This is a genomic window from Streptomyces sp. NPDC020845, assembly GCF_044334165.1.
In the GTDB taxonomy this organism is placed as follows: Bacteria; Actinomycetota; Actinomycetes; order Streptomycetales; family Streptomycetaceae; genus Streptomyces.
In genome coordinates, this window is record NZ_JBIRSJ010000001.1 from 956,048 (window position 1) to 970,029 (window position 13,982).

A 13,982-nucleotide genomic window follows, 5' to 3' on the forward strand; every position below is an offset into this window, starting at 1 on the left:
ACTCGCAACTCCGCCCGAAGCAGCGCCACGGCCGGCGGTCCACGGATCCGACGCCGACTCAGCCAGGCCGTACGGCCAGTCGGTCCAGTGCCGTCAGCAGGCCCGGCAGCTCTGGGCCGCGGCCGACCGGCAGTACCTCTCCCGGCGCGTCGTCCATCAGCACGAACGCGATGTCATCCGTACGGGCCACGATGCTCCAGCCGGGCCCGTCGGCCCGCAGGGTCCGCGCGTCACCTGAGGCGAAGGCGGAGCGGACGCGGCCGAGCGGCGGGGGCGCGTCCAGATATCCGCGCGCCTCCTCCAGTACGCGTCGCACACCCCCGTGCGGCTTCTCGCCGGGAGACACGAACGTGACGTCGCTGTCGACCTGTTCGCGCCACAGCGCCCACTGCAGCGCGATCTCGTCCGCGCCTAGCCGCCGCTGCGCCGGGCCCCACCGCTCGGTGTCCGGCGGGGCGAGCGGCGACGTGGACGCCTCCCCGCCCTGTGGGCCGGGTTCGGGGTCGTGCGGCGCGGGGACGCCCGGCGCGGCGACGGCCACCGCGAGTGGCCAGCCGGGGAGGGAGACGACTACCGTGCGCTCGTCGATGGCCAGGTCGTATTCCATCCCGCAGTCCCACGCGGCGACGGCGCAGGCGACCAGCGACGCGTCGTTGGTGACGACGGTCCACCGGGCGCCGTCCCCGTCCTGGCCCATCACCAGGCCGTAGCCGGCCCCGTACGGCTCGAGGCCGAGCGCGGCGCAGGCCTCGGGATAGTCGTCGCCCAGCACGCTCGGGAACTGCGCGGGCGTCAGCACCACCGCGGTGAGCACATACAGCGCGTCGTCGTCCGAGTCCTCACTGGCAGGCACGGCAGCCTCCTCTTTTGCGGTACCGGAATACGGGGCCAATGCGTTGTGCGGCGCACCTTAACCAGCCAGTAGCCACGGCGTCGAGACTTTGTGCGCGGATGCGGATCGAGCCTGTCGGCCGCACCGCCCTCAGGCGCCGCCGGTCGTCCGCAGCGAGTCCAGGGTGCGGCGCAGCCAGGACTGTTCGGCCTGGTTGGTGGCGCGGGCGATGGTGAGGATGCCGCGCCGGAACGGGTCCTCGATCTCCTCGGCGCGCAGCGGCCGGTCGTCGTCGTAGAAAAAGCTCGTGGGTTGCCGCAAGAACGCCAGCCGGCGCTCCAGCACTCTCGCCTGGGCCGCCGGGTCCTCCAGGTGTCGCAGAAACGCGAGCACGGTGAACCAGCGGTTCTCGTCGGTGATATCGGCCTGTGCCGGCTCCGTGAGGCGGCGACGGAGCTCGGCTCGGCCCCCGGCGGTCAGGGTCAGCACGTGCCGTGGCGCGGCACCCGTGCCCGGCTGGGTCTCGCGGGCCAGCAGCCCGGCCATCTCCAGACGCTTGATCGCCGGGTACAGCGTGCTTTCGGCCACGGGTTTGACGTGCCCGGTCAGCGCGGCGATTCGCTTGCGCAGCTCATAGCCGTGCAGCGGCGTGTCGCAGAGGAAGCCCAGGATGGCGAGTTCCAGCATGTGCGCATTGTTCCGCAAGGACGCTGTATCTCGACCTCGTGATACAGCGGCGGCGATGCATGATTCTGTCTGCTCAGCCCTGACGGACCGCGAGGGCCAGGAAGCGCGTGTCCCGGTCCGTGTACGAGGTCAGCTGCCAGCCCGAACGGGACAGCAGCGGGCGCAGGTTGGGCTCGGCCCGCAGATCGTCGGGGGTGATCGGGCGGCCCTTCCGGGCGGCGAGCGCAGCCCGTCCCACGGGGTGGAACAGCGCGAGCCGGCCCTGGGGGCGCACCACCCGGGCGAGCTCCCGCAGTCCTGCCTCGGGCTCGGGAAGGTGGGAGATCAGCCCGGCGCCGAACACCGCGTCCAGACAGCCGTCGCGCAGCGGCAACCTGGTGACGTCGGTGAGGGCGAGCGCCGCGTCCCGGCGCCGGTCGGCGCGGATGGCAGCCGACAGCATCGCGGGCGTGGCGTCGGCGCCGAGGACCGTTCCGGTGGGGCCGACGGCGGCGCGCAGTGCGGGCAGGGCGCGGCCGGTACCGCAGCCGGCGTCGAGCACCGCGTCCCCGGGGCGCAGGCCGAGGTCGGCGACGGCGGCGGCGTAGGCGGGGCCGTCGTCGGGGAAGCGGGTGTCCCAGTCGGCGGCCCGCGGGGTGAAAAAATCCCGGACCTCGGCCAGGCGATCGGCGGGGGTGTGCTGGTGGCTCATACGACTCCTCGGGCGGGCCGGATCTGAAGGTAACTGAGGGGAAACCTCTGAGCGAGAACCTGGATAGTGTGCATGTTCGGGCATCGGCCGATCGTTCTGTCATCTGTCCCTGTCAAATTCCAGCATCTTCCGAATGCGCCCCCTGCGCGCGCCCCCTCCCGGCTAGCGTCCCTGGGCCATGGGACAGCTCCCGACAGAAGGAGAGGGCCATGACCGAGCACCGCAGAATCGCCGCCCGCTTCCCGGACGGCATCGACTGCCTTCTGGATGATCTGGTGGTCCGCGTCGGGGACGTACGACACGCCGTCGTACTGTCCGGTGACGGAGCGACGGTGAGCGCTTCCCGCGGGCTCAACCGCCGTGACGCCGAGCAACTGGCCGCCGTCGCCTCCGGCTTCCACGGCCTTGCCGTCGGTGCGGCGCGCCGACGGGCGCGCGGTGCGGCGCGCCAGACCATGGTGGCGATGGAAGCCGGCAATCTGTTCGTCGTGGCGGCGGGCGAGGGCTCGTACCTGGCCGTCCTGAGCGCGGCCACCGCCGACCCGGCGCTGATCGCCTCCGAGACGGCCCGGCTCGTCGAGCGGGTCGAGGAGCATCTGCGCGCCCACCCGCGCCTCCCGGAGACCCCGGCCGCCCCCGCCTGACCGCGATGCGAGCGCTGACCTGGCAGGGCAGGCGGGGTGTGCGGACGCCCGTGAACCGCGTGAAGGCCGCGCGCGGCTGAGGGCGGGCGCGGCTGAGGGCGGGCGGCCGCTTGGCCGCCCTCCATGCGGGTACTCGCCTGCTCATGGCTGGAATCGAGCTCAACAGTGCCGCGTTCGACGACCACGACCGGATCCCCCGCCGGTACACCAAGGACGGGGAAGACCTCTCGCCGCCGCTGACCTGGTCCGGCGTCCCCGCCGGCACGGCCGAGCTGGCCCTGCTGTGCGAGGACCCGGACGCCCCGTCCGGGCCGTTCGTCCACTGGCTGGTCACCGGCATCGCCCCCTCCAGCGGCGGCGTGGGCAGCGGACGGACGCCCGCGGGCGGCGTGCCGCGCACCAACGGATACCACCAGCAGGGCTGGGGCGGGCCGCACCCGCCCGCGGGTGGTCAGCCGCACCGGTATTTCTTCCGGCTGTACGCCCTGCCCGAACCGCTGGTCCTCCCCGACGAGCCGTCGGCCGACGAGGTGCACCGCGCCGTCGACCGCAGCCAGCTCGCGAGCGGCACGCTGGTCGGCCTCTATCAGCGCTGAGTCACCTGTCCCAAGCCTTGGTACCTGATGTCCCAGGCCCTGAACCGGCTGCCCCTACCCCCAGCCCTCGTCGGAGGCCCGTCGGGGAGCGATGGGTTTCGGCCGAATCCGGCTAGTCGGCGACGTCGGCGAGAGCGATGACTTTCTCGATGCGGACCCGCACCAGCAGCTCGCCCGGGACGCCATTGCGGGCGCCGTACTGCTCCGCAAGGTCCTCACCCATGTACCGAGCCGCGATCCGGGTGGCCCAGTCGCGGACCTCCTCCAGCCGGTCGCTCAGCTCGGCGCGCCCCTGCAAGGTGACGAACGAGAACGGGGGCCGGTCATCGTCCACACAGAGGCTGACCCGCCCGTCGCGGGCCATGTTGCGGCCTTTGACGGTGTCCGCGCCCGTGTTGAAGACGATGTCGTCGCCGTCGAGCAGGAACCACACGGGCGCGATATGCGGGCTGCCGTCGGCCCGCACGGTCGACAGCTTCGCCGTGTGGGTGCCCTCCGAGACGAACTTCTGCCACTGATCCTTGGTCATTTTCCGTGCCATGTCTCCATCTTGTGTCAAGCGGCGCACATCGGCGCGCCGACAGGCGGGCCGGGTTGCCCGGAGAGCGGCAGTGAGAAAGGCTTGCCCGGCAGCTGTGGTGGTTGGCCGGACGGGGAGGAACGGTATGGCACTCAGCAAAGGGCTCGATTGGCTGCTGGACGATCTGACGGAGCGGATCGCACAGATACGGCATGCCTTGGTGCTCTCGAACGACGGGCTGGTCACGGGCGCCAGCTCCACGCTCGTGCGGCAGGATGCCGAACATCTTGCCGCCGTCGCCTCGGGGTTACACAGCCTGGCCAAGGGGTCCGGGCTTCACTTCCGCACGGGGCGGGTGCGGCAGACGATGGTCGAATTCGAGGAGGGCGTGCTGTTTGTGACGGCCGCCGGGGACGGTAGCTGTCTGTGCGTACTCAGCGGCCCGGACGCCGACGTCGGTCAGGTCGCGTACGAGATGGCGCTGTTGGTCAATAGGGTGGGGGAGCACCTGGGGGTCGAGGCGAGACAGGAGAGCGGGGCGCCAAGCGGGCTGTGAGCGGAAGTTATCCACAGGCCTGACGGGCGGTCTCGCTCAGCGGCTACAGTCGTCACTGTCAGTGATCGACCAGTCGCGGGGGAGGACCGTCGTGGTAGTGGGGGACCGTCAGAAGGCGCTTCAGGAGTCGTGTCAAACGCTTCAAGAGTCGCCTCGGACATCGCCGCCTCGGACATCGCGTCAGAAGCCGAGGAAGAGTCCGGTGCCGCCGGTGCCGGACGGGGGCGAGGAGACCATCGCGTTCGACAGAGCCGCCAGGGAGCTGGGCCTCAAGCGCGGCGAGTTCGAGCTGGCCGTGCAGCTGGGCGAGGTGCGCACCGTCGCCGTGGGCGCCATGGGACGCCGGGTGGCGCGTGCGGAGCTGCTTCGGCTCGCGGCTGCCGAGGGCTTCCCGAGCGCGTTGCGCGCCCGGCTGCGCGTGGTGGGCACGGCCGAGGGAGCCGAGCTGCTGGGCATCAGCCAGGGCCGGTTCACCCGCCTGGCGCGCGGTGGCTTCTTCACTCCGGTCCGTTTCTATGTCAACCGGTACCGGGCGGTGGTATGGCTGTATCCGGCCGCGGAGCTCGGCGCGTTCGCCGGGCGGGAGCCCGCCCTGTTGACCGGACGTATCCCGGCCGGGCTGCGTGCCACACTCGACGAGGGGGAGGATCAGCGGGCCGCCAGATGGCGTCGCCGCCGCGTCGAGCAGTTGCTCGCCCTGACCGACGACCCCTGGGAGCGGGCCGCGGTATGGGCCGCGCTGCTGACCCCGGCCGAGCTGGACGCGGTCGTCACCGACCCGGCCGAGCGGGCGTGTCTGCGTGAGCTGATGCCCCGGCTCGCCCCGGTGCCCGCCGGGACCGGCCCGGCGGCGGAGGTGACCGCCGCCCTGGTGGCGGCGGACGACCCCGCGGAGATCCGGCGCTGCCGGGCCGCGCTGGAGACCTGTGTGCAGGACGCCCGCGAGGCGCGACCGATCCAGCCACCCGTCCAGCCGCCCGTCCCGCTGCCGATCGAGGTGGCGGAGTCGCCGGGTAGCGAGCCCGCCCCGTCTCCCGCGCGGCCGCGCAGGCGCCCGCTCTGGCACCGCCTCGTCCGTGGGCGCCGAAGTGCGGCGGACGGCCCCACGGCTGCCTACAGGGGGCGGAAGAGCCCTTCCTGCACTACGGAGACGAGCAGTCGACCGGCCCGGTCGTAGATCCGGCCGCGGGCCAGCCCGCGCCCGCCGGTGGCGATCGGCGACTCCTGGTCGTAGAGGAACCACTCGTCGGTGCGGAACTGCCGGTGGAACCACATGGCGTGGTCCAGCGAGGCCATGTCGAAGCCGCGGCGGCCCCACAGCGGCTCCACCGGCACCCGCACCGCGTCCAGCAGCATCATGTCGCTCGCGTAGGCGAGCGCGCAGGTGTGCACGAGCGGGTCGTCGCCGAGCGGGCCGACCGCCCGCATCCATACAGCGCTGCGCGGCTCGGCGCCCTCGAGCTCCTGGGGCGTCCAGCGCAGCCGCTCCACATACCGGATGTCGAAGGGCTGACGGCGCGCCATTCTCTCGAGCGACTCGGGGAGCGCCCCGAGGTGCTCGCGGATCTCGTCGGCGAGCTTCGGCAGGCTCTCCGGCTCAGGCACCTCGGGCATCGGCAGCTGTTGTTCGATGCCCGGCTCGGGAAGATGGAAGGAGGCAGTCAGATTGAAGATCGTCCGACCCTGCTGGACGGCGACGACCCGGCGCGTGGTGAAGGAGCGACCGTCGCGGACGCGCTCCACCTGGTACACGATCGGCACCCCCGGCCGCCCCGGGCGCAGGAAGTACGCGTGGAGCGAGTGCACCGGGCGCTGCCCGTCGGTGGTCCGTCCCGCGGCCACCAGCGCCTGCCCGGCCACCTGCCCGCCGAACACCCGCTGCAGCGACTCGTCGGGGCTGAGGCCCCGGAAGATGTCCAACTCGATCTGCTCCAGGTCCAGCAGATCGACCAGGCGCTCGGCGGGATTGGTCATCGGTGGTGCTCCTTCACTGGTGGTGCTCACCGCGGGGTTGGGCCCCGCTTGTTCGGGCCCCGACTGTTCCGGGGCCGTGACGCCTGGGAGGCTACAGCTGCCCCACCGCGGTGATCCGCACCACCGCCCGGCCCTCCTCGTCGGAGGCCGCCAGGTCGACCTCCGCCGAGATGCCCCAGTCGTGGTCACCGTTCGGGTCGTCGAAGGTCTGCCGCACCCGCCACAGCCCGTGCTCCGGCTGCTCCTCGATCCGCAGCAGCTTCGGACCGCGCGCCTGCGGGCCGGTGCCCAGGTCCTCGTACTCCTCCCAGTACGCGTCCATCGCCGTCGCCCACGCGTCCTCGTCCCAGCCGGAGTCGGCGTCCATCTCGCCGAGCTCGGCCACCTTGTCCAGCGCGGCGAGCTCGACCCGGCGGAACATCGCGTTGCGCACCAGGACGCGGAAGGCGCGCGCGTTCGCGGTGACCGGCCGGACCTGGTCGGCGCGCTCCTGAGCCTCCTCCGCGGACTCCTCCTCGGGGTTCGCCAGCTGTTCCCACTCGTCCAGCAGGCTGGAGTCGACCTGCCGCACCATCTCGCCGAGCCAGGCGATGATGTCCTGGAACTCATCGGACTTCAGATCGTCCGGCACGGTGTGGTCCAGGGCCTTGAAAGCGCTGGCGAGGTAGCGCAGCACGATGCCCTCGGTCCGCGCCAGGTCGTAGTACGAGGTGAACTCGGTGAACGTCATCGCGCGTTCGTACATGTCGCGGATCACCGACTTGGGCGACAGCGGGTGGTCGCCGACCCACGGGTGGCTCTTGCGGTAGAGGCCGTAGGCGTGGAAGAGCAGTTCCTCCAGCGGCTTGGGGTACGAGACGTCCTGAAGCCGCTCCATGCGCTCCTCGTACTCGACGCCGTCCGCCTTCATCGCAGCCACCGCCTCGCCCCGGGCCTTGTTCTGCTGGGCCGCCAGGATCTGCCGTGGATCGTCCAGGGTCGACTCGACGACCGAGACCATGTCCAGGGCATAGGAAGGGGATTCGGGTTCCAGGAGCTCGAAGGCGGCGAGCGCGAAGGTGGACAGCGGCTGGTTCAGCGCGAAGTCCTGCTGCAGATCCACCGTCAGCCGTACGGTCCGCCCCTCGGCATCGGGCTCCTTGAGCTGCTCCACCACGCCCCCGTCCAGCAGCGAGCGGTAGATCGCGATGGCCCGGCGGATATGGCGCAGCTGGTTCTTGCGCGGCTCGTGGTTGTCCTCGAGGAGACGCCGCATCCCCTCGAAGGGGTTGCCCGGCCGGGCGATGACCGACAGCAGCATCGCGTGGGTCACCCTGAAGCGAGAGGTGAGCGGCTCGGGCTCGGAGGCGATCAGCTTTTCGAAGGTGTTCTGTCCCCAGCTGACGAACCCTTCGGGCGCCTTCTTACGCACCACCTTGCGCCGCTTTTTCGGATCGTCCCCGGCCTTCGCCAGCGCCTTCTCGTTCTCGATGACGTGCTCGGGCGCCTGCGCCACGACAAAGCCGGCGGTGTCGAACCCGGCCCGCCCGGCGCGGCCGGCGATCTGGTGGAACTCCCTGGCCCGCAGCGTCCGCACCCGCTGGCCGTCGTACTTCGTCAGCGCGGTGAACAAGACCGTGCGGATGGGCACGTTGACGCCCACGCCCAAGGTGTCCGTACCGCAGATGACCTTCAGCAGCCCGGCCTGCGCCAGTTTCTCCACCAGCCGCCGGTACTTCGGCAGCATCCCGGCGTGGTGCACTCCGATACCGTGCCGCACATAGCGGGACAGGTTCCGGCCGAACTTGGTGGTGAACCGGAAGTTTCCGATGAGCGCCGCGATCTCGTCCTTCTCCGCCCGCGTGCACATATTGATGCTCATCAGGGCCTGGGCCCGCTCCACCGCGGCCGCCTGGGTGAAGTGCACGATGTAGACGGGCGCCTGCCGGGTCTCCAGCAGCTCGGTCAGCGTCTCGGTCAGCGGCGTGGCGCGGTACTCATAGCTCAGCGGCACGGGCCGGGTCGCGGACCGCACCACCGAGGTGGGCCGCCCGGTGCGCCGGGTCAGGTCCTCCTCGAACCGGGTCACATCGCCGAGCGTCGCCGACATCAGCACGAACTGGGCCTGGTCCAGCTCGAGCAGCGGGATCTGCCACGCCCAGCCGCGGTCCGGCTCCGCATAGAAGTGGAACTCATCCATGACCACTTGACCGATGTCGGCGTCCTTGCCGTCCCGCAGGGCGATGGACGCCAGCACCTCGGCCGTGCAGCAGATCACCGGCGCGTCCGCGTTGACCGACGCGTCGCCGGTGAGTATCCCGACGTTCTCGGTGCCGAAGAGCTTGCACAGCTCGAAGAACTTCTCCGAGACGAGCGCCTTGATCGGCGCGGTGTAGAAGGTGACCTCGTCCCGGGCGAGGGCGGCGAAGTGAGCGCCCGCCGCCACCAGGCTCTTACCCGAGCCGGTGGGGGTGGACAGGATGACGTTCGATCCGGACACCACCTCGATCAGCGCTTCCTCCTGGGCGGGGTAGAGCGAGATGCCCCGCTCCTCGACCCACGTGGAAAACGCCTCGAAAAGGGCGTCGGGGTCGGCGTCGCTCGGCAGCTGATCGATAAGAGTCACGCCCCTATACTGCCTGCTTTCCCGCGTCGGCCGGGAACCGACTGCTGGGACGAAGATCGTCCGCCGCTAGGCTGTGCCCGGCGAGTGGGCCGAAGGGGCACATCGAGCCCTGGAGAACTTCCCAAGAGACAGACCCGCGCATGCGCGGGCACGAACAGGGGCGGGGATAAGACCATGATGGGACCGGCGCATTCGCTGTCCGGGGCGGCGGCCTGGCTGGGGGTGGGCGCGGCGGCTGCGGCTGCGGGCCATGAGATGCCCTGGCCGGTGCTGGTCGTCGGCGCTCTGATCTGCGCCGGGGCGGCGCTCGCCCCCGATCTGGACCACAAGGCCGCGACGATATCCCGCTCGTTCGGGCCGGTCTCCCGGGGCCTGTGCGAGGTGGTCGACAAGCTTTCGCACGCGGTTTACAAGGCGACCAAGAAGCAGGGCGACCCGCGCCGCTCGGGTGGCCACCGCACCCTCACCCACACCTGGCTGTGGGCAGTGCTGATCGGCGCGGGCGCCTCGGCGCTCGCGATGATCGGCGGCCGCTGGGCGGTGCTCGCGATCCTCTTCGTCCATATGGTGCTGGCCGTCGAGGGGCTGCTGTGGCGCATGGCGCGGGTCTCCAGTGATGTGCTGGTGTGGCTGCTCGGCGCCACCAGCGCCTGGATCCTCGCTGATGTGCTGCACAAGCCGGGCAATGGCGCCGACTGGCTGTTCACCGAGCCGGGTCAGGAGTATCTGTGGCTCGGCCTGCCGATCGTCCTGGGGGCCCTGGTACACGACATCGGGGACGCGCTCACCGTCTCCGGCTGCCCGATCCTGTGGCCCATACCGATAGGCCGCAAGCGGTGGTACCCGGTCGGGCCCCCGAAGGGGATGCGCTTCCGGGCGGGCAGCTGGGTCGAGTTGAAGGTGCTGATGCCGGCCTTCATGGTGGTGGGCGGGCTGAGCGGCCTCGGGGCCCTCGGCATCATCTGACCCCGTGGTCAGGCGGCGCGGGCTGACCCCGCGACCCGGCGGCTGGGTTCGTGACCCGGCGGCGCGGAGCGAGCCGCGCCGCCGGGGTGGTCGCTACTGGTGCCAGGAGCGCCACAGCGCCGCGTAGGCGCCGCCCGCAGCGACGAGTTCGTCGTGGCTGCCCAGCTCGCTGATCCGGCCCTGCTCGACCACCGCGATCAGGTCCGCGTCATGCGCGGTGTGCAGCCGGTGGGCGATGGCGACCACGGTCCGGCCCTCCAGCACCCGGCCCAGGGACCGCTCCAGGTGCCGCGCCGCCCGTGGATCGAGCAGCGAGGTGGCCTCGTCCAGGACGAGCGTATGCGGATCGGCCAGGACCAGCCGGGCCAGAGCGATCTGCTGAGCCTGCGCCGGGGTCAGCGCCAGCCCGCCCGACCCGACCTCGGTGTCCAGACAGTCCTCCAGGGCCCGCGCCCAGCCGTCGGCGTCCACCGCGCTCAGGGCCGCCCACAGCTCGGTGTCCCGCGCGGAGGTGCGGGCCAGCAGCAGATTGTCGCGCAGCGACCCCACGAAGACATGGTGCTCCTGGTTGACCAGCGCCACATGCTCGCGCACCCGCTCGGCCGGCATCTGCGCCAGCTCCGCGTCGCCCAGCGTCACCGTGCCGGTCCGGGGCGCGTAGATCCCGGCGAGCAGCCGACCCAGGGTGGACTTGCCCGCGCCGGACGGTCCGACCAGGGCCAGCCGCGTCCCCGGCCGTACCCGCATGGTCACCCCGTGCAGCACATCGCTGTCCGCCCGATATCCGAACCGCACCTCGTCCGCGCGCACCTCCCGGCCGCCGGGCGTCACCGTGTCGTCGGCCGAATCCGGCTCGATCTCCCGCACCCCCACCAGCCGGGCCAGCGACACCTGCGCCACCTGCAGCTCGTCGTACCAGCGCAGAATCAGCCCGACCGGCTCCACCAGCATCTGGGCCAGCAGCGCCCCCGTCGTCAGCTCGCCGACCGTCATCCAGCCATGCAGCACAAAGGCGCCGCCGATCATCAGGACCGACCCGGTGATCAGCGAGTACGTCACATTGATCACGGGGAAGAGCACGCTGCGCAGCCAGAGTGTGTACCGCTCCCACGCGGTCCATTCGCGGATCCGGCGGTCGGACAGGGCGGTCCGCCGGTCACCCAGCCGCTGCGCCTCGATGGTCCGCCCGGCGTCCACCGTCTCGGTGAGGGACGAGGCCACCGCCGCGTATCCGGCGGCCTCCGAGCGGTAGGCGCTCGGCGCCCGGCGGAAGTACCAGCGGCAGCCGATCACCAGCACCGGGAGTGCGATCAGCACCGCCAGCCCGAGCGGCGGCGCCGTCACGGTCAGCGCGCCGAGCAGCAGCACCGTCCACACGACCCCGATGGCCAGCTGGGGCACCGCCTCGCGCATCGCGTTGGCGAGCCGGTCGACGTCGGTGGTGATCCGGGACAGCAGATCGCCGGTCCCGGCCCGCTCCAGCACGCTCGGCGGTAGGCCCACCGACCGTACGAGGAAGTCCTCGCGCAGATCCGCCAGCATCCTCTCGCCCAGCACCGCGCCGCGCAGCCGCACCATGCGGACGAACGCGGTCTGCACCGCGAGCGCCACCGCGAACAGCGCGACGGCGCGTCCGATGTGCAGGTCACGCTCTCCCGCCGCAAGGTCCTCGACCAGCCCGCCCAGCAGCTGCGGGCCGACCATGGAGGCGATCACGGCGGTCGCGTTCACGGCCATCAGCACGGCGAAGGCCGTTCGGTGCCGCCGCAGCAGCTCGCGGACGTAGTCCCGCACGGTGGCGGGGGTACCGACCGGCAGTGTCGTCGCCGACTGCGGTGCGGCGGGGTCATAGGCCGGTGGGGCCACTCCGATCATGCCGACTCCCCGATCTTTCCGATCCGCCCCGCGGCCCCGGGCCCCGAAGCGTCGTGCCCCGTGGCCCCGTGGTCGGCCCCGTCCCCGTTCGGGTCCGTTTCCAGGTCTGCCTCAGCCGGTTCATCCGGCTCATCCGGTTCGCGCGTGACCACCGCGCGGTATGCGTACTCGGTGCCCAGCAGTTCGCGGTGCAGCCCCGCGGCGGCCGCCTTGCCGTCCCGTACGAACACCACCCGGTCGGCCCGGTCCAGCAGCAGCGGGCTGGAGGTGAAGACCACGGTGGTCCGCCCCGTCCGCAGCCGCCGCAGGCCCTGCGCGACACGCGCCTCGGTGTGCGAGTCCACCGCGGACGTCGGCTCGTCGAGCACCAGCACCTCCGGGTCGGTCACCAGCGAGCGGGCCAGCGCCAGCCGCTGCCGCTGGCCACCCGACAGGGAGCGGCCGCGCTCGGTGATCCGCGCGTGCAGCGGGTCCGCCGCGCCCGAGCCGCCCACCGATGCCTGGGCGAGCGCGTCCAGCACATCGCCGCACTGCGCCGCCTCCAGCGCCTCCGTCACCGTGACCGCCCCCGAGCGGGGCACATCGAGCAGTTCGGCGAGCGTGCCCGACAGCAGCACCGGATCCTTGTCCTGGACCAGCACGGTCCGGCGCGCCGCGGCCAGCGGCACCTCGTCCAGCCGAACGCCGCCCAGCAGCGCCGACGGCGTCCGCCCGGGCTCCGCCTCCGCCTCCGCCGCGCCGCCGCCGGCCTCGCCCTTGGCTTTGTCGTCCTCGTCCTTGTTGTCCCCGTCGTCCGGAGCGTGCCCGCCGAGCCGGTCGGCCAGCCGTCCCGCCAGGTCCGGGTCGCCGCACACCACCGCGGTCAGCTGTCCGGCGGGTGCGAGCACTCCGCTCGCCGGGTCGTACAGATCGCCACCGAACTTCTCCCCGTCCGCCCCGTCGGCCGCCGCCCCCGCGCCGGAGCCTTCGGCGCCGTACGAGGAGCGCCGCAGCCCCAGCACCCGGGCGGCGCGCCGCGCCGAAGGCCGGGAGAAGGAATACGCCATCGCGATCTCTTCGAAGTTTCTCAACGGGAAGAGCAGAAAGGTCACCGCGCTGTAGACCGTCACCAGCTCGCCCACCGAGATCTGCCCCTCCCGGGCGAGCGTCGCCCCGTACCAGACGACCCCGATCATCAGCAGCCCCGGCAGGGCGACCTGCACCGCGGCGATCAGCGCCCACATGCGGGCGCTGCGCACCGCCGCCGTCCGCACCTCCTGCGAGGCCCGCCGGTAGCGGTCGAGGAACAACTCCTCGCCCCCGATGCCGCGCAGCACCCGCAGCCCCGCCACGGTGTCCGAGGCCAGCTCGGTCGCCCGGCCGGCCTTCTCCCGCTGCTCGTCCGCCCGCCGTGTGGCCCGGGGCAGCAGCGGAAAGACAGCCAGCGCCAGTGCGGGCACGCCGAGGGCCACCACCATCCCCAGCGCCGGCTGATAGACGATCAGGGCCACACACACCCCGACGGTGGTGATCGCGGCCGCCGTAAAGCGGGACAGCGCCTCCACGAACCAGCCGATCTTCTCCACATCGCCGGTGGAGACGGCCACTACCTCGCCCGCCGCCACCCGCCGCGTCAGCGTCGAACCCAGGTCGACCGCCTTGCGCGCCAGGAGCTGCTGTACCCGCGCCGCCGCCGTGATCCAGTTGGTGATCGCCGCCCGGTGCAGCATGGTGTCGCCGAGCGCGGTGAGCGCGGTCAGCCCGGCGATCAGCCCGCCGGCCAGCGCCAGCCGCCCGCCCGAGCCGTCCACGACCGCCTGGACACCAAAGCCGATGGCCACGGGGAAGGACACCAGAGCGGCCATGTGCAGCAGACCCCACAGCGCCGCCTTCACCTGCCCGCCCAGTTGATTTCTGCCCAGCCACCACAGGAAGTGGGGTCCTGATCGGACGTCGGGTAGGCCGGGATCGGGGTACGGAAGATCGCGAATGTGCATGACGTCCCAGGGCTCGGGCGGGGTGACGGGCAGGCAGGAGCCGTGAAAGACTCGCGCCCC

13 protein-coding genes are annotated in these 13,982 nt (G+C 71.8%); 5 read left to right on the forward strand and 8 right to left on the reverse strand.

Annotation, left to right across the window (positions count from 1 at the left end):
• Positions 1 to 58: 58 nt before the first annotated feature.
• From ACH4U7_RS03335 to ACH4U7_RS03345, 3 genes are all read right to left on the reverse strand, one after another.
• On the reverse strand, positions 59 to 853 hold the full coding sequence (locus ACH4U7_RS03335) for a hypothetical protein (RefSeq protein WP_398526315.1): 795 nt from the start codon (positions 851 to 853) through the stop codon (positions 59 to 61).
• Between the two features lie 129 nt (positions 854 to 982).
• Entirely contained in the window at positions 983 to 1,519 is a 537-nt protein-coding gene (locus ACH4U7_RS03340; RefSeq protein ID WP_398526316.1) for a PadR family transcriptional regulator, read from the reverse strand.
• 73 nt (positions 1,520 to 1,592) lie between these two features.
• On the reverse strand, positions 1,593 to 2,210 hold the full coding sequence (locus ACH4U7_RS03345) for a class I SAM-dependent methyltransferase (RefSeq protein ID WP_398526317.1): 618 nt from the start codon (positions 2,208 to 2,210) through the stop codon (positions 1,593 to 1,595).
• A 209-nt stretch (positions 2,211 to 2,419) separates the two neighbouring features.
• Between ACH4U7_RS03345 and ACH4U7_RS03350 the strand changes: the two genes are divergently transcribed.
• Positions 2,420 to 2,854 (forward strand): roadblock/LC7 domain-containing protein, encoded by a 435-nt coding sequence (locus tag ACH4U7_RS03350; protein ID WP_398526318.1) that lies wholly within the window; start codon positions 2,420 to 2,422, stop codon positions 2,852 to 2,854.
• A gap of 143 nt (positions 2,855 to 2,997) precedes the next feature.
• Complete coding sequence (locus tag ACH4U7_RS03355; protein WP_398526319.1) at positions 2,998 to 3,450, forward strand: YbhB/YbcL family Raf kinase inhibitor-like protein; 453 nt, start codon at positions 2,998 to 3,000, stop codon at positions 3,448 to 3,450.
• A gap of 112 nt (positions 3,451 to 3,562) precedes the next feature.
• On the opposite strand, the gene ACH4U7_RS03360 is transcribed toward ACH4U7_RS03355, so the two are convergent.
• Complete coding sequence (locus ACH4U7_RS03360) at positions 3,563 to 3,991, reverse strand: PPOX class F420-dependent oxidoreductase (RefSeq protein ID WP_398526320.1); 429 nt, start codon at positions 3,989 to 3,991, stop codon at positions 3,563 to 3,565.
• A 124-nt stretch (positions 3,992 to 4,115) separates the two neighbouring features.
• On the opposite strand from ACH4U7_RS03360, the gene ACH4U7_RS03365 reads away from it, so the two are divergent.
• On the forward strand, positions 4,116 to 4,526 hold the full coding sequence (locus ACH4U7_RS03365) for a roadblock/LC7 domain-containing protein (protein WP_014174296.1): 411 nt from the start codon (positions 4,116 to 4,118) through the stop codon (positions 4,524 to 4,526).
• Between the two features lie 202 nt (positions 4,527 to 4,728).
• Positions 4,729 to 5,703: a DUF6397 family protein gene (locus ACH4U7_RS03370; RefSeq protein ID WP_398526321.1), complete on the forward strand. Its 975-nt coding sequence runs from the start codon at positions 4,729 to 4,731 to the stop codon at positions 5,701 to 5,703.
• Here the strand turns inward: ACH4U7_RS03370 and ACH4U7_RS03375 are convergent.
• Together ACH4U7_RS03375 and ACH4U7_RS03380 are read right to left on the reverse strand one after the other, a co-directional pair.
• Positions 5,640 to 6,500, reverse strand: a complete 861-nt coding sequence (locus ACH4U7_RS03375; RefSeq protein WP_398526322.1) for an acyl-CoA thioesterase — start codon at positions 6,498 to 6,500, stop codon at positions 5,640 to 5,642. The two genes, ACH4U7_RS03370 and ACH4U7_RS03375, sit on opposite strands and share 64 nt — an antisense overlap.
• A 91-nt stretch (positions 6,501 to 6,591) precedes the next feature.
• The gene (locus ACH4U7_RS03380; RefSeq protein WP_398526323.1) at positions 6,592 to 9,105 is read right to left on the reverse strand and encodes a DEAD/DEAH box helicase; all 2,514 of its coding nucleotides are present in this window, start codon (positions 9,103 to 9,105) and stop codon (positions 6,592 to 6,594) included.
• Positions 9,106 to 9,279: 174 nt separating this feature from the next.
• Here ACH4U7_RS03380 and ACH4U7_RS03385 point away from each other — a divergent pair, with 174 nt between their 5' ends.
• A complete protein-coding gene (locus ACH4U7_RS03385; RefSeq protein WP_385611760.1) occupies positions 9,280 to 10,071 on the forward strand; it encodes a metal-dependent hydrolase in 792 nt (263 codons plus the stop codon).
• Between the two features lie 93 nt (positions 10,072 to 10,164).
• Here the strand turns inward: ACH4U7_RS03385 and ACH4U7_RS03390 are convergent, their stop codons facing one another.
• Together ACH4U7_RS03390 and ACH4U7_RS03395 are read right to left on the reverse strand one after the other, a co-directional pair.
• The gene (locus ACH4U7_RS03390) at positions 10,165 to 11,946 is read right to left on the reverse strand and encodes an ABC transporter ATP-binding protein (protein ID WP_398526324.1); all 1,782 of its coding nucleotides are present in this window, start codon (positions 11,944 to 11,946) and stop codon (positions 10,165 to 10,167) included.
• The gene (locus tag ACH4U7_RS03395) at positions 11,943 to 13,922 is read right to left on the reverse strand and encodes an ABC transporter transmembrane domain-containing protein (RefSeq protein ID WP_398526325.1); all 1,980 of its coding nucleotides are present in this window, start codon (positions 13,920 to 13,922) and stop codon (positions 11,943 to 11,945) included. The genes ACH4U7_RS03390 and ACH4U7_RS03395 overlap by 4 nt, the downstream gene beginning before the upstream one ends.
• Positions 13,923 to 13,982 lie beyond the last annotated feature (60 nt).

What these genes read in the sequence shown, in the direction of transcription:
- ACH4U7_RS03340 (WP_398526316.1), bottom strand. Translation starts at nt 1,519, where the DNA reads ATGCTGGAACTCGCCATCCTGGGCTTCCTCTGCGACACGCCGCTGCAC.
- ACH4U7_RS03345 (WP_398526317.1), bottom strand. Translation starts at nt 2,210, where the DNA reads ATGAGCCACCAGCACACCCCCGCCGATCGCCTGGCCGAGGTCCGGGAT.
- ACH4U7_RS03350 (WP_398526318.1), top strand. Translation starts at nt 2,420, where the DNA reads ATGACCGAGCACCGCAGAATCGCCGCCCGCTTCCCGGACGGCATCGAC.
- ACH4U7_RS03355 (WP_398526319.1), top strand. Translation starts at nt 2,998, where the DNA reads ATGGCTGGAATCGAGCTCAACAGTGCCGCGTTCGACGACCACGACCGG.
- ACH4U7_RS03360 (WP_398526320.1), bottom strand. Translation starts at nt 3,991, where the DNA reads ATGGCACGGAAAATGACCAAGGATCAGTGGCAGAAGTTCGTCTCGGAG.
- ACH4U7_RS03365 (WP_014174296.1), top strand. Translation starts at nt 4,116, where the DNA reads ATGGCACTCAGCAAAGGGCTCGATTGGCTGCTGGACGATCTGACGGAG.
- ACH4U7_RS03375 (WP_398526322.1), bottom strand. Translation starts at nt 6,500, where the DNA reads ATGACCAATCCCGCCGAGCGCCTGGTCGATCTGCTGGACCTGGAGCAG.
- ACH4U7_RS03385 (WP_385611760.1), top strand. Translation starts at nt 9,280, where the DNA reads ATGATGGGACCGGCGCATTCGCTGTCCGGGGCGGCGGCCTGGCTGGGG.
- ACH4U7_RS03390 (WP_398526324.1), bottom strand. Translation starts at nt 11,946, where the DNA reads ATGATCGGAGTGGCCCCACCGGCCTATGACCCCGCCGCACCGCAGTCG.
- ACH4U7_RS03395 (WP_398526325.1), bottom strand. Translation starts at nt 13,922, where the DNA reads ATGCACATTCGCGATCTTCCGTACCCCGATCCCGGCCTACCCGACGTC.